This is a genomic window from Spiroplasma endosymbiont of Nephrotoma flavescens (assembly GCF_964030835.1).
GTDB lineage: Bacteria > Bacillota_I > Bacilli_A > Mycoplasmatales > Nriv7 > Nriv7.
The window spans coordinates 620,713-640,237 of record NZ_OZ034982.1 but is presented as its reverse complement, the minus strand read 5'-3'; the positions used below and the strand labels follow the sequence as shown (position 1 = coordinate 640,237).

24 protein-coding genes are annotated in these 19,525 nt (G+C 24.4%); 14 read left to right on the top strand and 10 right to left on the bottom strand.

Translation table 4 applies throughout. The annotated features are described in order from the left end of the window. From AAHN02_RS03845 to AAHN02_RS03815, 7 genes are all read left to right on the top strand, one after another. The gene (locus tag AAHN02_RS03845) at window positions 1–1,056 is read left to right on the top strand and encodes a hypothetical protein (RefSeq protein WP_342190164.1); all 1,056 of its coding nucleotides are present in this window, start codon (window positions 1–3) and stop codon (window positions 1,054–1,056) included. 188 nt (window positions 1,057–1,244) lie between these two features. Continuing rightward, complete coding sequence (gene ybeY, locus AAHN02_RS03840; protein ID WP_342190163.1) at window positions 1,245–1,712, top strand: rRNA maturation RNase YbeY; 468 nt, start codon at window positions 1,245–1,247, stop codon at window positions 1,710–1,712. 10 nt (window positions 1,713–1,722) lie between these two features. Then, the gene (cdd, locus tag AAHN02_RS03835; protein WP_342277356.1) at window positions 1,723–2,109 is read left to right on the top strand and encodes a cytidine deaminase; all 387 of its coding nucleotides are present in this window, start codon (window positions 1,723–1,725) and stop codon (window positions 2,107–2,109) included. A 58-nt stretch (window positions 2,110–2,167) separates the two neighbouring features. Further along, the gene (locus tag AAHN02_RS03830; RefSeq protein ID WP_342277355.1) at window positions 2,168–3,361 is read left to right on the top strand and encodes an ABC transporter ATP-binding protein; all 1,194 of its coding nucleotides are present in this window, start codon (window positions 2,168–2,170) and stop codon (window positions 3,359–3,361) included. Window positions 3,362–3,543: 182 nt separating this feature from the next. Continuing rightward, the gene (gene era, locus AAHN02_RS03825; protein ID WP_342277354.1) at window positions 3,544–4,473 is read left to right on the top strand and encodes a GTPase Era; all 930 of its coding nucleotides are present in this window, start codon (window positions 3,544–3,546) and stop codon (window positions 4,471–4,473) included. A gap of 15 nt (window positions 4,474–4,488) precedes the next feature. Next, complete coding sequence (recO, locus tag AAHN02_RS03820) at window positions 4,489–4,902, top strand: DNA repair protein RecO (protein WP_342277353.1); 414 nt, start codon at window positions 4,489–4,491, stop codon at window positions 4,900–4,902. A gap of 1 nt (window position 4,903) precedes the next feature. Continuing rightward, complete coding sequence (locus AAHN02_RS03815) at window positions 4,904–5,245, top strand: DNA repair protein RecO C-terminal domain-containing protein (RefSeq protein ID WP_342277352.1); 342 nt, start codon at window positions 4,904–4,906, stop codon at window positions 5,243–5,245. On the opposite strand, the gene AAHN02_RS03810 is transcribed toward AAHN02_RS03815, so the two are convergent. Continuing rightward, entirely contained in the window at window positions 5,242–5,637 is a 396-nt protein-coding gene (locus AAHN02_RS03810; protein WP_342278184.1) for an IS30 family transposase, read from the bottom strand. The genes AAHN02_RS03815 and AAHN02_RS03810 overlap by 4 nt on opposite strands. Window positions 5,638–5,691: 54 nt before the next feature. Further along, window positions 5,692–6,186 carry an IS30 family transposase gene (locus tag AAHN02_RS03805; RefSeq protein ID WP_342277351.1) on the bottom strand — a complete coding sequence of 165 codons (495 nt, stop codon included), beginning with the start codon at window positions 6,184–6,186 and terminating at the stop codon, window positions 5,692–5,694. Between the two features lie 161 nt (window positions 6,187–6,347). On the opposite strand from AAHN02_RS03805, the gene AAHN02_RS03800 reads away from it, so the two are divergent. From AAHN02_RS03800 to AAHN02_RS03780, 5 genes are all read left to right on the top strand, one after another. Next, entirely contained in the window at window positions 6,348–6,629 is a 282-nt protein-coding gene (locus AAHN02_RS03800; RefSeq protein ID WP_342190156.1) for a hypothetical protein, read from the top strand. Between the two features lie 145 nt (window positions 6,630–6,774). Further along, window positions 6,775–7,407, top strand: coding sequence for a hypothetical protein (locus AAHN02_RS03795; protein WP_342190155.1), 633 nt, complete (start codon window positions 6,775–6,777; stop codon window positions 7,405–7,407). Window positions 7,408–7,425: 18 nt separating this feature from the next. Beyond that, on the top strand, window positions 7,426–8,667 hold the full coding sequence (locus AAHN02_RS03790) for an alkaline phosphatase family protein (RefSeq protein WP_342277350.1): 1,242 nt from the start codon (window positions 7,426–7,428) through the stop codon (window positions 8,665–8,667). Continuing rightward, window positions 8,657–9,829 (top strand): hypothetical protein, encoded by a 1,173-nt coding sequence (locus AAHN02_RS03785; RefSeq protein ID WP_342277349.1) that lies wholly within the window; start codon window positions 8,657–8,659, stop codon window positions 9,827–9,829. Before AAHN02_RS03790 ends, AAHN02_RS03785 begins: the two co-directional genes overlap by 11 nt. Before the next feature lie 2 nt (window positions 9,830–9,831). Continuing rightward, window positions 9,832–10,614, top strand: coding sequence for a hypothetical protein (locus AAHN02_RS03780; protein ID WP_342277348.1), 783 nt, complete (start codon window positions 9,832–9,834; stop codon window positions 10,612–10,614). Window positions 10,615–10,681: 67 nt separating this feature from the next. Here the strand turns inward: AAHN02_RS03780 and AAHN02_RS03775 are convergent, their stop codons facing one another. From AAHN02_RS03775 to AAHN02_RS03740, 8 genes are all read right to left on the bottom strand, one after another. Beyond that, window positions 10,682–11,626, bottom strand: a complete 945-nt coding sequence (locus AAHN02_RS03775) for an IS30 family transposase (protein WP_342277347.1) — start codon at window positions 11,624–11,626, stop codon at window positions 10,682–10,684. Between the two features lie 76 nt (window positions 11,627–11,702). Further along, a complete protein-coding gene (locus tag AAHN02_RS03770; RefSeq protein ID WP_342277346.1) occupies window positions 11,703–11,930 on the bottom strand; it encodes a hypothetical protein in 228 nt (75 codons plus the stop codon). A gap of 399 nt (window positions 11,931–12,329) precedes the next feature. Beyond that, entirely contained in the window at window positions 12,330–12,491 is a 162-nt protein-coding gene (locus AAHN02_RS03765; protein WP_342277345.1) for a hypothetical protein, read from the bottom strand. 44 nt (window positions 12,492–12,535) lie between these two features. Then, complete coding sequence (locus AAHN02_RS03760; RefSeq protein WP_342277344.1) at window positions 12,536–12,712, bottom strand: hypothetical protein; 177 nt, start codon at window positions 12,710–12,712, stop codon at window positions 12,536–12,538. Window positions 12,713–12,714: 2 nt separating this feature from the next. Beyond that, entirely contained in the window at window positions 12,715–13,041 is a 327-nt protein-coding gene (locus tag AAHN02_RS03755) for a hypothetical protein (RefSeq protein WP_342224312.1), read from the bottom strand. A 568-nt stretch (window positions 13,042–13,609) separates the two neighbouring features. Further along, a complete protein-coding gene (gene metK / locus AAHN02_RS03750; protein WP_375315612.1) occupies window positions 13,610–14,773 on the bottom strand; it encodes a methionine adenosyltransferase in 1,164 nt (387 codons plus the stop codon). 407 nt (window positions 14,774–15,180) lie between these two features. Then, window positions 15,181–16,125 carry an IS30 family transposase gene (locus tag AAHN02_RS03745; protein ID WP_342277343.1) on the bottom strand — a complete coding sequence of 315 codons (945 nt, stop codon included), beginning with the start codon at window positions 16,123–16,125 and terminating at the stop codon, window positions 15,181–15,183. 170 nt (window positions 16,126–16,295) lie between these two features. Next, window positions 16,296–17,459: an Mbov_0401 family ICE element transposase-like protein gene (locus tag AAHN02_RS03740; protein WP_425289508.1), complete on the bottom strand. Its 1,164-nt coding sequence runs from the start codon at window positions 17,457–17,459 to the stop codon at window positions 16,296–16,298. Here AAHN02_RS03740 and AAHN02_RS03735 point away from each other — a divergent pair. Continuing rightward, window positions 17,356–17,820: a PQQ-binding-like beta-propeller repeat protein gene (locus AAHN02_RS03735; RefSeq protein ID WP_342277341.1), complete on the top strand. Its 465-nt coding sequence runs from the start codon at window positions 17,356–17,358 to the stop codon at window positions 17,818–17,820. The genes AAHN02_RS03740 and AAHN02_RS03735 overlap by 104 nt on opposite strands. 18 nt (window positions 17,821–17,838) lie before the next feature. After that, on the top strand, window positions 17,839–19,251 hold the full coding sequence (locus AAHN02_RS03730) for an ETX/MTX2 family pore-forming toxin (protein ID WP_342277340.1): 1,413 nt from the start codon (window positions 17,839–17,841) through the stop codon (window positions 19,249–19,251). The last annotated feature ends 274 nt before the right edge of the window (window positions 19,252–19,525 follow it).

Sequence of the window (19,525 nt, the reverse complement as noted above, 5' to 3'; positions counted from 1 at the left end):
ATGCGAAAAATAGTAAGTGGATGTTTAATATCCGTTATTACATTAGGAAATAGTTTTTATCAAGCGATTAATAATAATAAAATTAATGAAATTTATTCTCATAATTATTTTGAAATCTTACAACGCGAAAAAGTTTCTTTTGACCGAAATGTTGATTTTATTAACTTAATTATGCAACCTAACGATGATATTTCTGGATGGTTTATAGATATTTTAAAAGAAAATCATAAAACTAAGTTAGATAGTAATGATAAAATATTTTTAAGCAAGTGAGATAATATTTTGACTCGCAAAGCATCTAACAAGGCCAGTAAAATAAAAGATGGATTGGAAACAATTGGATCATATTTTGAGTTTAATACTTTAGAAGCAATAAACAATATTTGAAACGATAATGATGAAGTTAATTGAATGCCTTTTTTTAAAATTAATACTGTAGGTGAAATGAAACAAGCATTTATATCTTTTTTTGGACAATTAAATTTTCTTTATGGTAAAAAATTCTTGAAAAATAGTTTAACAAAACTTCAATGAACTTATATTCAAAAATTGAATGGCTTGAATGGTATTGTTAATAAAGACGATGATAATCAAATGATAAATTTATTACTTTTTGGTGCTGGTGTTAATAAAGAAGATGCTTGAAAGTGATATCAAGGTGATTGAAATATAATTACTTATAATGGTCAAGAATTTAAAGATTATATTGTGAATCCTACTAGTGCTGCTCATAATGTTTTTGTTCATGAATATGGGCACTTAGTTTCTTATTATACATATTTTAAAAATAATAACCAAAGCGGAGCATTTCACCTTTGAGAATGATTAAATAAAAAAATAAATTTTAATAATTATTTATCGCAAATGTTATTTTCGTGAATTTTAGTTCCCAGTAATTATCATATTTTCCATCCGTTAGAATCTACTTGAATTGAAGAGTGATTTGGTGAGGCTTTTGCCTATTGAATGTTAACTCCGAAGCATTTACGAACTTATGGATGAGAAATATTAAATCAATATTTTATGTTAGAGTTACCAAAAATTATTAAAAGTTAATTTAGTTAATTAATTTAGAAAATACTAAGAATTTTAAAATTCTTAGTATTTTTGTTTATTCCTATGATTTCTTGTTAATTTAAGAAATAGCAAATGCTTATTAATAAAATATTTGTTATAATAGTAAAAGTTATTACAATATTTTAAAACTGAATTAATTTGATATAATTTAATTAGTGAGGTAAGATATGAAAAATAATTTTGATATCATTAATAATACTGAATTTGATGTCACATTTTATACTGACTCGTGACATAAAATTTTAAATACCATAACCGATATGTTAAATATTGATGATGCTTTAGAATTATCGTTAAACATTATTAGTAAAGAAATGAGTTTGAAATTAAATCAAACTTATCGGCAAAAAAATTATGTTGCTGATGTGCTATCTTTTCCCGTTGAAGCAGATAATCAAAAGCTTTATGCGATGATTAATATGCGAATTTTAGGTGATATTTTTATTTGTTTTGAATTAGCACAAGAACAAGCCGATAAATATGAACATAGTTTATTGCGCGAGTTATCGTTTTTATTTTTACACGGTTTATTACATTTATTGGGATATGATCATCAAACTAAATCAGAAGAAGATATCATGTTTGCTTTACAAGATGAAGTATTAACAAAACTAAAAATTCCTAGAAATAAATAGAGGAGAAATTATGAAAAAAGATTATTTAAAAATATTAAAAGAGTTAAGTAATAATTCTTATAGTCCATATTCAAAGTTTCAAGTAGCAGCAATATTACAAATAAAGGATGATATAATAATTAAAGGTGTTAATGTTGAAAATATCGCTTATGGTGAAACTATTTGTGCTGAAAGAGTAGCTTTGATGCAAGCCTATACGCAAGGTTTTACAAAAAAAGATTTAATTGCCATTCATCTTTATACAAAAATAGGAATAACTCCTTGTGGTAGTTGTCGGCAAGTAATGAGTGAATTATTAACGGCAAATTGTCAAGTTTATATTTACAATGAAACAGAAATAGTTGGTGTATATAAAAATGAACAATTATTGCCGAATCGTTTTAAATCAATTAACTAAATAACATTAGAATAAAGAAATATGTTTAAAATAAGTTATAGTAATGGAGCATAATTTTATGAAGGAAACAAATAGTAATTTATTATTAGTTGACATAAAAAATTTAAGTAAAAAATATCGTCAAAAATGAGCTTTACAAAATATTAATTTGCAAATTTATTGTGGCGAGCGAATTGGTTTAATTGGTGCTAATGGTAGTGGTAAATCAACCATTTCAGAAATTATTGTGGGAATAAGAAAGCCAACAGCAGGAGTAGTTTGAAAAAAGTCAGAATTAGTTATTGGGATTCAGTTTCAAGATTCTAAATATCCGATGGGTATTACTATTTTAGATATGATTCAATATTACTTAGAAACTTTTAATATTAAATATCATTATGATGATTTAGAAAATTTGTTAAAAACATATCAACTAGATGGTATTAAGAAAAAACAAATTAATTCTTTATCTGGGGGTCAACAACAAAGATTAAATATTTTATTAGCAGTTATTCATAAACCGCAATTAATTATTTTAGATGAAGTATCAACAGGTTTAGATATTGAAGTGCGTGAAGATATTTTTGAATTTTTAGAAGAAAATATTGTTAAGAAAAATGTAACGATGATTTTAGTAACCCATATTATGAGTGAAGTAGAAAAGTTTTGTGAAAAAATCATTTTTTTACATAATGGTTTAATTAAAGAACAAATTACTGTTAAAGAAGTTATTGAACAATATGGTACCGTTGCTGAATATACAAAGGTAAAATTTAAATTTTATAAAGAACAAGATAAAAATAATAATTCTTCTTTAATGATATTAATAATTGATTTCATTATTTTTTCCAGTGAATTACCTAATGTTGATAATGAATTTTTATTAAGCAAAATAAAAAATATGATTGCGGGGGCATTAATGATTCAAGTAATGATTATTGGGTTTCAAATTATTTCAGGAACAATTGTTGAATTTTGTAATTCAATAATTATTAAACATTTTGGATCAATTAATATGAAACCCAGAACTTTTTTCTTAACTGTTATTTTATTTGGTTGTATTTTAAGTTTATTTACAATTTTAATAACATTATTTTGAACTATCATTATTTTTGGGCGTCAATTTAATATTAGTGAACTTTTAAGTTTTATTAATTTACCAGTTATTGGTTATTTAATATTTTCTATTATTATTAGTATTAGTTTTGGAGTCTTATTAGCAACATTTTTTAAAACTCAAAAACAACATATGTTAATTTCTAATGCTTTTTAGTGGCGTATTTTTATCAAATTTAAATTTTGATAAAAATTTAATTTTTAAGATTTTTAGTTATTTATCAATTTTTAAATATCCAAGTAGTTTATTAATGAATAATATTGCTAACAATAGTATCTTATCCAACACAAATTTTATTATTAATATTTTAGTTTCTAGTGCTTTACCCTTAATATTTATTGGCGTTGCGATTAAATGGTGAAAATGATATGAATAATAATTTTCGTTCTGGTTTTATTGTCATTGTTGGTGAACCAAATGTTGGTAAATCTACTTTATTAAATACTTTAATGTTAAAAAAAATTGCTATTATTAGTAATAAACCGCAAACAACAAGAAATCGAATTCAAGGAATTTTGACTACTGATGATTATCAAATAATTTTTATTGATAGTCCAGGAATTCATAAGTCTACTAATGAATTAGGAAAAAGTTTAAATCGGGTGGCAATGCAAAGTACTAAAGGTGTTGAAGGTATTTTATGATTAGTTAATAGTTATGAAGAAATTTCATTAACACATCAATATATATATAAGTCTTTGCAGGAACGAGAGGTACCAATTTTTTTAGGATTGACAAAAATTGATTTAATTACTTCTGAGCAATTAGAGCAAAAAATTAAATTATGAAATGAACGATTTAATGTTCAAGAAATTATTGGTATTAGTTGTTTAAAAAATATTAATATTAGTTTTTTATTAAATAAGCTGATGATGACATTACCGCTTGGACCGCAGTATTTTCCTAAAAATATGTTTCAAGATCAACAAGAAGATTTTTTTGTTAAAGAAATTATTCGTGAGAAAATTCTCTTATTAACTCATCAAGAAGTACCACACGGTGTTGCAATTTTAATTGAGGAATTTAAAAAAGAAAGAACAAAAAAAATTATTCGTGTAATCGCTACTATTGTTGTTGAAAGAGATTCGCAAAAAGGAATTTTAATTGGTAATGGTGGTAAAATGATTAAAAATATTGGTTCGCAAGCAAGAATTGAATTAGAAGAAATTTTTGCAACCCAATTTTATTTAGAATTATTCGTTAAAGTAATAAAAAAATGAAGAGATAGTCCTAACATATTAGCAAAATTAGGTTATGGTAAAAAATAAAGGAAATAAAGTGCATTGACAACAAAAATTTCGGGAATAATTGTTAATAAACAAGATTATCAATTGGTTGATGCCATTGTTAATATTTATACTATTAATGGCATTATTGCTATTTATTGTCCGGGGGTACGAAAAATCACTTCTAAAAATCAAGCATTTTTACAATTATTTAATTATTGTGAATTTGAATTATTTTTTGCTTATAGTAAAAATAAAATGCATCGCTTAAAAACCGGAGTTATTCTTGAAACATTCCCTAATATTCATAGTAACTATGAACGCTTAATGGTCACTAATTATTTAGTTAAACTTTATAGTGAACTTAGTGAGGATACTAATATTATTTTTAATGAATTATTAGTTATTTTACAAACTATTAATAGTGATAAAAATGAAGTTAAAAAACTTTTCTGTTTTTTTAACTTTTAAAGTGTTAAAACTTTTAGGATTACAATTGCAACTAAACCATTGTAGCATTTGTAAAAGTAATAAGAATATTAAAACAATAAATTGATCAGCTGGTGGGTTTGTTTGTCGTGGTTGTTTTAAAAACGAACAACAAATATTTCCAATTTCACTTTTACAAGCACTATATGAATTAAATCATGAACCAGAATTTGAACAATGAGAGATTAATCAAGATGATTTATATGTTCTAATTCCATTTTATTATGAATATCTAAGCGAGCGCGGAGTTTTAAGTTATCAATCTTTAAAACCGATTAAAGAAAAATGAATTTTAGCATCCATTTGTAAAGTTAAGTGCAACTAAATTATTTTTCTAACCAAATATTCGATTGGCGAAAGATAATTTAGTATTTTTCTTGGTCTTTGGTTTAAAGACAATATAAATTTATGAACTGCATTTTTAGTAGTGTTTGAAAAATTAAATTTTTTAGGAAATTTTTCTCTAATTAAACCATTAGTATTTTCATTAGTACCTCTTTGTCAAGGTGAATATGCATCAGCAAAATAAATTTTCACATTTAAATTTTTTTCAAGTTGTTGTCAATTAGCAAATTCTTTACCCCTATCAAATGTTATAGTCTTAACAAGATTATTTGGAAGAATTGATAAATAATGACTAATATTTTTGTTAATAACTTTAGTAGTTCTATTTTCAACTAATATTGCTAAAGTAAATCTTGATGTTCTTTCAACTAAAGTTATTAAACATGATTTACTTTTACCTCGTGATGATACTACAGTATCACCTTCTTAATGGCCAAGAGTTATGCGATTATTAACATTTCGTTCTTTAATGGATTTACCATTAAATTTACCCCGATTTTCTTGAGATTTTCGTTTCTTACCTTTTCTTCTTAAATTTTTACTAGTAACCTTTTCAAGTAATCCAGAATAAATTCAATTGTAAATTGTTTTAAAACTAATAATTCATTCTTGATGAAAATTTTTAATTCTGCCATAAATTTGTTCAGGCGATCAACCTAATAATAATTTTTGTTGTACATATTTTACTAATTCTCTATTTTTAAATTTATGAAAATAAACATGTAATTGTTTTCTATTTTCTGCTTTATTTTGTGCAATTAATGAAAAATAATGATTATTATCTTTATTTCTATTAACTTCTCGATTAATAGTACTAATACTTCGATTAAGATTTTTAGCTATTTCACTAATTTTTACTTTAAATTTCAATTGATTCTCAATATAAATTCTTTCATCTATGCCAAGATGTTTGTATCCCATATAAAAACTCCTTAAATTTACTTTTTCTAAAATAAACTTAACATCATGAAATTTTTATATGAAATCTTTTGCAATTTTATTTACTTGCACTTACAAGTATAATTCAGCATTTTCTAGAAAATAAATCAGTTATTAGAATTTTAAAATAGGAGATAGACAGAATGAGAGGCAAAAGATTTATTAAAAGTTTTATTAATATTTTAGGAATTACAATCATTATTAATTTAATTTTATTATTAGTAAATAAATCTTCATTAGGAGAAATGGCATCAAAAATAACTGTCGGAACCACTCAAAATGAAAAATTTAGTTATGCTGGTTGATCAATGGTTCAGTGATTAATAAATTTTACTATTATTGGTTTTATTATTACAATTTATTTTTGAGCAACGCAACAACCATCAATGGCAGAAAGGTTTAGCGGGTTAAAACAAAAAGGTTAAAAGTAGAAAACATATATTTTAAATACCTGATAAGCAAACTATCAGGCATTTTTATGATTTAATATTTTTAAAGAAGGATTTCTTTATTGAAAATTAGCAAAATAATTTGTATAATATAATTTATAAATGAAAGAGGGATTTAATATTGAAAAAAGGATATTGAAGTTTAACAATCGCAAGAATTTTATTATTGTTAGCTTTGATTTTTATTATTATTCAATATATAATCTCATTAAGCTATGTTCAAAATAAAATTAATGATATTTTTACCAATGCTTTAGATAGCAGTAATTTGCAACAACATGTATTGGCAGAATTTAAACCAATACAAGATTTTTTTCCTTTAATTATTATTGTAGCATTATGTTTAAGTTTAAGTTTATGAATAATTGTTATTACTAGTATTTTATTTATTAACAAAAAGGGTATTTGTTTTTATGGACCATTTGTCTTATTGTTTTTAGTAATATTAAAAATAATATTATTAATAATGATAACATTTTATAACGAAATTATTGTTGATGATTTAAATTTTTTTGCTCAAAGTCATAAGTGAAAGTTAACAATTATTAAAAATCAATTTCAAAGAATCTTACAATTTAATATTAATGATATTTTTAACATTATTAGCATTATTTTATTATTATGTAGTACTACAATACTGTTATGAATATTTATTTTTAAAAAACAAGAATATTCATTTTTACTTTTTAAAAATAAGCAAGAGTTATTTTCTTATCTTAAAATAAATTATAAGCAATTATCAATTATTTCATAGAAATGGATTACAATACAAATGAAATTTCAAAAAACAATATTTTTTTATATTATTATAATGATGCTAACAACATTAATATTGTTTTTTATTATTTTAGTTAATTTAAATAAACCAACAATATTTTATAATAATTTAAATTTAAATAAACCGGTTGATAATGTTATTCTTGTTGGTGTTGATGGTGTATCTTCTGCTAATGTATTTAAAAATAAATATCCTAATTTCCAAAAAATTATTAATAAAGGAATTTATAGTAAAACAGCATTAAATAATGGAACAATTCATTCGGATTCTAATTGGTCTTCGGTCTTAACTGCTACTAGTGATGATATTCAAAAAAAACACTGAAATAATCACGAGGTAACCGATTGTAGTCAATATTTGCAACAAGACCAAGATAATTGATGAATTGATAATCATAATTCAAAATGTTATTGAAACCCATTAAAAGTACCACCATTATCAATTATGAAGTATATTGATATGTTTAATACAAAAAATAGTCATAATTCTTCGCAATATTATGGGACTTATGATTTTACAATGGATGTAATCTTAAAAAGTGAATTATATCGCCAATATGCCAGTAGGGCGTGGAACAAGAAAATTGCTGCTAATATTCAAGATAATATTAAGGAAAATATTAATAATTCAAAGAAAAAATATCAAGAGGGTTTTTTTAAACAAGATAAGGTTTTAGATATTTTACAACACACACAACTAGATCGGATGAGTATATATAATTCTTTGCCTGGGTCATACGATCGGTTAGTAAAAATAGATCAAGCAGCTATTAACTTATTTTTAAATGATACTAAGGATAAAAAGTTAGGTCCGTTATCATTTCTATATTTAGCTAGTACTGATTTATTAGCACACGCTAAATATGGTAATAGCGGTTATTATGACCAGTATTTGCTTAGTAATGTTGATATGTGACTAGAAAATATATTAAATGCTTTAAAAAGGGCAGAATATGATAATTACTTATTAATTTTTGTTTCTGATCACGGACATATTGGTAAGAATCATACTTTTTATGCACCATTAGAATTACAAATTCCTTTTATAAGGTATCATCCTCATAATAGAAAAAATGGCATATTGGGATATCAAATTAGTAATATGGATCTAACACCAATAATTGCCAGTGCTTTAGGATTACCAATATTAAAAACTTATAAAAATATTTTAGGTGAAATTCAACCTTGATGAAATTATCAAAGTAGAATATTGGATGTATTTCAAGATGAAAAATAATAAAGTAATTTTACAAATAGGATTTATTACAACAACAATTTTATATTTATTTTTACAAACTAATCTTTTTTTTGCTAGTTTTATGATTGATTTTGAAGAATATTTGTTAGTTCTTAAAAATATTTTTTTAACTTTAAATGTAATGCTTTTAGGATATTTTAGTATTAGTTTTAAATGAACTAAAAAGCAAGCACATTGAATATGATTTTTTATTATTTCACTAATGATTATGATGGCGTTGCTAATGGTAGTAATTAATTTTATTGGTGTTTATGGTCATTGAATAGGATTACCAGAACAATATTTAGCAATAATGGATTTTTTAAGTTATTTAACATATGAACGCGGAAGTATTTATGTAACATTACTTTTTATGGTTTGTTATTTAATTCGTCTCGTATTATTTAAAGGAAATATCATTAGAAAAACTAAAATGATTACTATTACGCTTATAACATTATTAGTAGTTGTTTTAGTAATAGTTATTGCTTTATCGATTACTGTTCTTATATATGACTGCCAATACATTTCTAAAATTGGAATATATCAACGAAGCAATTTCTTTTATAGTTTAGAAGAACCTACTGTTATTGCAGGAATATTTTTTCTTTGTGCTTTTATGATTGGTTTATGTTTTCATTATTTTCAAGGTTCATTTTATTTAAAAAAACTTGCACATAATTATTTATTAATGTGACAGTTAATGGTAGTTTTTTTAGTTATTATTATTTATTTTACTAGTCAATTAATATTTTATAGTCATAGTACTATTGGTATAAATTATTTATTAATTAGTTTTCTGTTATTAACAGTTTTAAGTACTTTAGAAACTAATTCGCAAAATAAAATTGGATTAAAAAGTAATAATATATTTAATACCACAATAATAATGATGCCATGTGGCATCGCTTTAACTTATATTTTAGATTTTAGTCGTGATTCTCGTGCAATTTTTTTTATTTCTTTAATTTCTGCTATTTATTCACATTGATTTTTATTATTACTATGAACTTTGGGGCATTTAATAATAATTTATTTTATTTGTTTTATAATTAAAAAAATTTCATTTTATTTATTTATTAAATTATCCAATAGATTAAAACTTTATCCAATAATAATTGGTGCCAATATTAATCAAAAAGAGAAGGAGAGAAAAATTTAAAAATGTTAACCAGTGTTCATAATTATCCTAAATGGTATCAAAACTACCATTTCTATGTTCAATTATCATTTTTTATAGTTTCTTTAGGAAGTTTATCGTGACATTATTGATTTTTAGTTTTCAATGAAGCATTAATAAATCCTGAATATTCTTCTGATGTTTTAGCATGAGATTTTTTTGGTTATTGAAGTATGCAATCAACAGTAATTGTATTATTTTATAGTTTATTAAATATCATTTATTATTTAAAACCTAATATTGCTTTACAATGGGTGACTAATTTTCATATTCGTAATTTTACTAATATATTTTTAGTAATTGCAATAATTTCTTATTATGTAGCTATTATTATTGGTCCACCACCAATTAACGACTTAACAAAAAAATTTGCTTATCGTAATTACTGAATTCCCACTCATATTCAACATTTTTGTTTACCAATTTTAATGTTAGTATACTCATTATTTGCACCATCATCATATATTTCATTATCAAAATACTTAAAGAAAAATCTTTATCTTTATTATCTATACCCAATGTTTTATGGTTTTTTTGTATTATTACGAGGTCATATTAAAATCATAACCGAACAAGGCAATAATGATTATGATTGAACTCGTTATTATCCATATTTCTTTTTTAATGTGCAACAAACTTCTCCTAATGGGTGACTAGTCTTTTTTATTGCTTATATTATTTTCTTTTTAGTATTTTTAATTTTAGGAAGTATATTTATATATATAAATAATCTTCTTGTATTACGAAGACAAGATTATCCGCAATAGGGGAGTAATAAATAAAAATGTCTTAAAATTTTAAGACATTTTTGCCAAATTGTAAAGTTAAGTGCAACTAAATTATTTTTCTAACCAAATATTCGATTGGCGAAAGATAATTTAGTATTTTTCTTGGTCTTTGGTTTAAAGACAATATAAATTTATGAACTGCATTTTTAGTAGTGTTTGAAATATTAAATTTTTTAGGAAATTTTTCTCTAATTAAACCATTAGTATTTTCATTAGTACCTCTTTGTCAAGGTGAATATGCATCAGCAAAATAAATTTTCACATTTAAATTTTTTTCAAGTTGTTGTCAATTAGCAAATTCTTTACCCCTATCAAATGTTATAGTCTTAACAAGATTATTTGGAAGAATTGATAAATAATGACTAATATTTTTGTTAATAACTTTAGTAGTTCTATTTTCAACTAATATTGCTAAAGTAAATCTTGATGTTCTTTCAACTAAAGTTATTAAACATGATTTACTTTTACCTCGTGATGATACTACAGTATCACCTTCTCAATGGCCAAGAGTTATGCGATTATTAACATTTCGTTCTTTAATGGATTTACCATTAAATTTACCCCGATTTTCTTGAGATTTTCGTTTCTTACCTTTTCTTCTTAAATTTTTACTAGTAACCTTTTCAAGTAATCCAGAATAAATTCAATTGTAAATTGTTTTAAAACTAATAATTCATTCTTGATGAAAATTTTTAATTCTGCCATAAATTTGTTCAGGCGATCAACCTAATAATAATTTTTGTTGTACATATTTTACTAATTCTCTATTTTTAAATTTATGAAAATAAACATGTAATTGTTTTCTATTTTCTGCTTTATTTTGTGCAATTAATGAAAAATAATGATTATTATCTTTATTTCTATTAACTTCTCGATTAATAGTACTAATACTTCGATTAAGATTTTTAGCTATTTCACTAATTTTTACTTTAAATTTCAATTGATTCTCAATATAAATTCTTTCATCTATGCCAAGATGTTTGTATCCCATATAAAAACTCCTTAAATTTACTTTTTCTAAAATAAACTTAGCATCATGAAATTTTTATATGAAATCTTTTGCAATTTTATTTACTTGCACTTACAAGTATAATTCAGCAAATAAAGAATATTGCCAAAATAAATGGAAAAATAAATATTCAGTAATCAGCAAAGAAGTTACCGACTTGTGGCATATTAACAGCAATAATTTCTCACATTTTAGTAAACGCTGTTATAATTGCATTTCATAATTTAGTCATCGCATCGCTAGCTGTTATTTTTGCTGGTGCATCCACTAAGAAAGTTCCAATCATATAATCACCCCCTTTCTCTTTAAAACATTCATCATTTATATTCAAAGTTTTTCTTAAATTTGTTAAAACCACGGTTAACCTTAACACGATTGTATTTTTCCTAATTAATTTTGAATTTCTTTGGGAATGCATCACAATGTAACTTCTCGACATTACTTTTATTTCTATCTAAATACTGATATGGTTTTTCAAAGTAACATTAGAATAAATCACACCATAATCGCTGTTAAAAATCAAAAAGCAATGTTTGCTATTAAAAGTCAAAGTGGTGCTTCGGTTAAATCAATTTCTTCACCACCACTAATATGAGCCGGAATAGTTGTAATTTGAATAAATAAATCTCAGAAAGTTTGTTTAATTTGTTCTCAAATTAAATTCTTTTAAATTTACTGTCATTTTTTATCTACCAAAAATCATTTTTATTGGTAAATACATAATTGAAATTAATGCGAAAAGAAAAGTGATGATAATAATTAATCCGGCAATAAACGCAACTTGTGCAGGCATTTTTTCTATCGGAATAAACAGTTCTAAGAATTCCATGATAATTTTTCAAAACATTATTTTTTATCCGCGTTATTTTCTTTTGAATTAGGAGCTTTAACTTATTCCTCAAAGCGGGCAATAAATACTTTTTCGTCTTTCGTGAAATTACCAGTATTATTTTTAATGGCATTTTTATATTTAATTCTAATTTTTATTTTGGCATAAATTTTATAAGCAAAATATGCCAATAGCATGATGCTGATAATAATAAATATTATTCCAATCGCAATATTCATTTTTAAACTCCTTTAAAATAGTTATAATTTATATCTTTTTTGTTGTTTTCTTTTTCGGCAATGAAGAAGCTTAATAATTCTTGTCCCTTAATTAATTTGGTTTCATTTTCTTTTTGATTAATTGAAATTACTTGATATTTATTATCTTTTATTATTCCGATGCAAATAGAATTTTCATATTTTCCTTTATAAACAAATCGCTTTGGAAACCAAATACCGATTTGTTCATTAAATCACGGAATTTTTGGTGCTTTAATAAGCATTGCGTTTTGTGTTTCTTTTAAAAGATATTTCTTAGTATTTAAGAAAATGTTTTCAATGTTTTTCATAGTAAGTTACCTTTCTTATAGATAAACTAAGTTATATTAACTAAGTTAGTTAACTTAGTTTTTTAAACACTTATATATCGCAGATTTAAGTGTTTAACAAGCTTTGTTATTAAATTTTGTTTTTTAATTAGATAAAGATTTTAATAATTTTAAACTTAGCATACCCCTATATAGAAATTTCTACACTTTAATATCCGCATCCTACCCTTGGAACTAATTTAATAGCGTGTATATTTTTAGGAAATCCACCCATTCATTTTTTTATTGCAAAACGAAACAAATTGCTATAGCTAATAGGGTGTTATCTATCAACTGGTAAACTTCTTTCGGTTATGGCGACCACCCACAATTTATCGTGCTTTAATACATACCAACATTATTAATTCACTTGTATTTAATTTTCAAAGAACAAAATTTTAACACCTCATAAAATAAAAAGACAATCACTGCTGACTGTCTTAATACTTATTCAAATATTTTCCTACCTAACAAAACTTTATGCGTCCATAAAAAAATATTAGAAAATAATTTAAATTTCAAAAATGAGAATAACTAGTTATTCTCATTTTTACTTATCTTTAACATAATCTTTTAATTGTTCTAAATAATCCAATTTTTCTCAACTAAAATTATCATCTTTACCAAAATGACCATAAACGGCAGTTTTTTGATAAATCGGTTGCATTAACTGCAAACAATCAATCATTCCTTGCATCGAAAAATCAAAAACAGCACTAATAGCACCACTAATTATATTAAGAGCAATCTTTTCAGTATTAAATGTTTCAACATAAATAGCAATCGGATCTTTCATACCAATAGCATATGCCAATTGAATTTCACATTTATCAGCCCAATTTAAAGCAACAATATGTTTAGCGACTTTTCTTGCCATATAAGCAGCGGCCCGATCAACCTTAGTAGCATCTTTACCAGAAAAGGCACCACCACCACTACGAGCATATCCACCATAAGTATCCACAATAATTTTTCTTCCTGTTAATCCCGTATCGCCATAAGGTCCACCAACAACAAATCTTCCTGTCGGATTAATCAAAAATTTAAAATCAAAATTTAAATTATATTTCTTAGCAATAACTAACATAATTTTTTGATGAATATATGTTTTAAATTCACTTTCATTATAATCAGGATGATGTTGAATTGACATTAAAATCGTATCAATTTTAGGTTGTAACCAATCAGTATAATCAATCGTTACTTGTGATTTCATATCAGGACGAGCATCTTTAAATTGTTGATTTTTTCTTAAAGAAGAAGCCAAATGTACTAAATCATGGGCAATTTGAATGGCTAACGGCATATAAGTTTTAGTTTCATTAGTAGCATAACCAAAAATAATTCCTTGATCACCTGCTGCTAATTGATGATTATGTTCCACACCACGAATAATATCTTGTGACTGACTATGAATTAATACTTGAATATGACAAGTATTACCATTAATACCAATTTTTTCATCAATATAACCAATATCACAAATAACTTTTCTAGCAATCGCTTCATAATTTACAATTGCTAATGATTTAATTTCGCCACCAATAATAACCATATTAGTAGTAATAAACACTTCACAAGCTAGTCTTGTTCGCGGGTCTTGTTTTAAACAAGCATCCAAAATAGCATCAGCTATTTGATCACAAATCTTATCAGGATGTCCCTCACTAACAGATTCACTAGTAAATAATATTTTTCTCATGCTTTCCTCCATTAATATTTATTTAAATAATATAAAACCTTCTTTTTAGTTAAAGAAGGTTTTATATTTTAGATATAATCCTTCCCTTATTGTTGGTATTTACCCTGCTAGAAGCACCTTCTTTTAAAAATAAAAGGGTTGCTACTGGTTAAAACTAGCATATCCAGTTCAGAATAAGTGAATGAAAATTTTAAATTGTTCCTAAAAATATTAACATTAATCACTTAAAAATGCAAATCACTTAAAAATAATGGTCGCGTTTAGTTTTCTTAGGTATTGCTTTGAAGAAGTAAAACAATCAGCTAATTATATTATTTAATTATTAAACTAACCCTGCCTTTCTTGTTATTGTCATTTTTATTCATTACCATTTTATCATATTAATAATTTTTCACGCCAAATTGTAAAGTTAAGTGCAACTAAATTATTTTTCTAACCAAATATTCGATTGGCGAAAGATAATTTAGTATTTTTCTTGGTCTTTGGTTTAAAGACAATATAAATTTATGAACTGCATTTTTAGTAGTATTTGAAAAATTAAATTTTTTAGGAAATTTTTCTCTAATTAAACCATTAGTATTTTCATTAGTACCTCTTTGTCAAGGTGAATATGCATCAGCAAAATAAATTTTCACATTTAAATTTTTTTCAAGTTGTTGTCAATTAGCAAATTCTTTACCCCTATCAAATGTTATAGTCTTAACAAGATTATTTGGAAGAATTGATAAATAATGACTAATATTTTTGTTAATAACTTTAGTAGTTCTATTTTCAACTAATATTGCTAAAGTAAATCTTGATGTTCTTTCAACTAAAGTTATTAAACATGATTTACTTTTACCTCGTGATGATACTACAGTATCACTTTCTCAATGGCCAAGAGTTATGCGATTATTAACATTTCGTTCTTTAATGGATTTACCATTAAATTTACCCCGATTTTCTTGAGATTTTCGTTTCTTACCTTTTCTTCTTAAATTTTTACTAGTAACCTTTTCAAGTAATCCAGAATAAATTCAATTGTAAATTGTTTTAAAACTAATAATTCATTCTTGATGAAAATTTTTAATTCTGCCATAAATTTGTTCAGGCGATCAACCTAATAATAATTTTTGTTGTACATATTTTACTAATTCTCTATTTTTAAATTTATGAAAATAAACATGTAATTGTTTTCTATTTTCTGCTTTATTTTGTGCAATTAATGAAAAATAATGATTATTATCTTTATTTCTATTAACTTCTCGATTAATAGTACTAATACTTCGATTAAGATTTTTAGCTATTTCACTAATTTTTACTTTAAATTTCAATTGATTCTCAATATAAATTCTTTCATCTATGCCAAGATGTTTGTATCCCATATAAAAACTCCTTAAATTTACTTTTTCTAAAATAAACTTAGCATCATGAAATTTTTATATGAAATCTTTTGCAATTTTATTTACTTGCACTTACAAGTATAATTCAGCCACAATAAAAATTATTAATATTATTAAATTTTCACTAATATATATTAATTTTATATTTTTACTTACTTAAATCTATTATATTTATTTGTTACAGCATTACCTTTATAATTAATTCAACTATCATCATTTTTATTATTATATTTATTTCATAATGAATTTTTATATATTTCTTTTCTGATTTCTATTTCTGAATTAATATTTTCATTAATATAATGTAATACATTTAATTTGTTTAAATTTGCCATTCTTAAATGTAATAAGTTATTTAAATTCTTATGATTATATATTTTTGCCCCATACCCTAATTGTTGTTTTACTAAATGCGATACATCACTCTCGATGCTACAACCGATATTTCATTCTAAATTTTGATTATGAATGCCGTGCTTATTATTACTGAAATAATTACTCGCCCTCCTTAAATTTGTTTTAATATCTTTATTTAATTCATTTTTAGCGGCATTACGAATGTTTTTTATCAATTCTTGATGATTTCCATTTTTATATAATTCAATTCAACTATTTAGTGTTACTTTGCGATTTTCAAAAATAATATTAAATGCCGTTTGTTTTAATTTTTTAATAGCGTGATACCCATCTAAAATATATCTAACATTACCAAAACTATTGGCAATTTCTCTAATTCAAGTAGCACCGTCACCACAAACAATTATTTTGTCATAATTAATATTCACATAATGTTTTTGTAATTCTCTAATTAATAAGTCACGATAATCCATAGTATTTATTCGTTTACCAACTTTTAACATTAGAAAATGACCTCGTTTGTTTTCTAATTCTCTACGAGCATTTTTGTAATTTTTTTCTTTATGCCCGGTATGAAAAGTAACTAAACGAATTCTTTGGTCTTGTTTAACTTTCTGATCTAATGTCGCTAAAAATGTCTCATCTAGTTGAATATATAAATCCTTATTTTTAACATCAATTCTAGTTTTAGTTTCTTTTTCTGCGAGTTGAAAATATTCGGCAATATCGTATTTATTTAAAATATTTGAAATACTACCTTTTGAAATATAACAATGATTTAGAGCATCTAAAACATCGCGATAGCGTTTGCCATCACCCAAAAGACTTAAAACTTTAAATTGGACATCAAAATAAATGCGTTGTTTGGGCAATAAACCAATTTCTTTATCTAGTAAACATACATATTCAAATTTACCTGATTTTTGATTTCAATATTTATATCGGCGTCGTTTAAAAATAACTTCAGCAAAAAAAGAAGTTAATTATTCACAAACAAATGATTTAGAAAAATTAATTAGAAGTAAAAGAGAAAATATTCAAAAATTAGAAAAACAAAAAATTGTTATTAGAACAAACGGCGAGGTTATTTCTTCAGGAATAGTGTTCAACAACAAACTGTATTTTGGTTCAAATGATGGTAAAGTTTATGAATATGATCCAGTAACACAACAAAAAGTTGTCATTACAACAAACGGCGTAGTTCTTTCTTCAGGAATAGTGTTCAACAACAAACTGTATTTTGGTTCAGATGATCGGAAAGTTTATGAATATGATCCAGTAACAAACCAACAAAAAGTTGTCATTACAACAAACGGCTAGGTTCATTCTTCAGGAATAGTGTTCAACAACAAACTGTATTTTGGTTCAGATGATCGGAAAGTTTATGAATATGATCCAGTAACACAACAACAAAAAGTTGTTATTACAACAAGCGGCGTGGTTCGTTCTTCAGGAATAGTGTTCAACAACAAACTGTATTTTGGTTCATGAGATAATAATGTTTATGAATATGATCCAGTAACAAACCAACAAAAAGTTGTCATTACAACAAACGACTGGGTTACTTCTTCAGGAATAGTGTTCAACAACAAACTGTATTTTGGTTCAAATGATCATAGTGTTTATGAATATCATCTTACTAAAATATTAAGTAATATTATTACTATTAATAATTTAAAAACAATTAACAACAACAGTGATGAAGTAATTTTAAATGAATTAAATTATTTAAATCCAGAATTGGATACTTCAAAATTAGAAGTAACTAATAAAACAAATATATCAGCTATAATTAGAGCGAAAGCAGATAGTGACAAATATTTTGGTGAAAAGAAAATATACTATGTTATAAATAATCAGCAAAATAAAATTATTAATTTAAACGAACTAATTAAAAAAGGGATATTTTTAAGTTATCGAGATAAAAATCAAGGAATTACTATAAAAGAAATTAAAAATATTAATTCAGATAATTTAATATATTCAAATGTAACAGCAACAAAAAATATTGAACCAACATACACTAAAAATAGTAAAAACATCTGTTTTGGGACAACCACATTATTTCATAATTTACCTCAAAAACAGAATATGCAAACACCAAATTGTAAATATACAAAAGAAACAACTATAAGTACTCAAATTACAACAGGTTTAAGCAAAACTGAAAGTGAAGAGAAAAGTTCAGAACAAAGTTCAAGTTCAGATATGAAACATAATTGAAATTTTGAACTTGGTGTAAGTATGACGGCTGAAGCTAATTTTTGACCTCTTGCTACTGCATTAACAACTATTGATACAAAATTGGGTGTTGGAGGAGAATATGGTTCTTCCAAAACAAATACATCTTCAGAAACAAAGACTTTAAGTAATACATTTGATTTATCAAACAGTAAAACAGAAGAAGAAAAAACATCTTTAGAAGTAGAATTGCCTTCACAAGAAATTGAAGTTAACCCAAATCAAAAAATTAAGGTTACTGCTTCGTTAGATGAAGTTTTAGCACAAGTAACATTAAAATTAACACAAAATATTTATGGTGAAATTACTTCACAAATAACAAATACAAGCAATGAAGAAAAATCATTTGAAATTTCAATTAAAGAAATTATGCAAAAATTAAAAGAATATAATCTTTTGCCACAAGAAATTGCTATAAATAATAATGATAGTATAACTTTTAATGGGGCTGCAAATAGGTCATTAAAACAAGGATTTGATGCTAACATTGAGTTTCATAAAGTAAAATAATACGAAAAAAATATTGGAAATATTATATAATCAATCACTTTAATTGTAACAAATACAATAAGTTTAATCTCTTGTAAAAATAAAAAATATTCAAACCAGTAATTAATTAAAATTACTGGTTTTTATTTAATGGTTTTGTCATTATAACCAACACCGAAGCCGATTGACTAGGAATAGAATAAATTTTTTAACATTATTAATTAAAAGAGAAAAATATTTCTTATATGTGTTATGTACAACAACCTAACTTCAAATTTAATATATTTGTTAATTA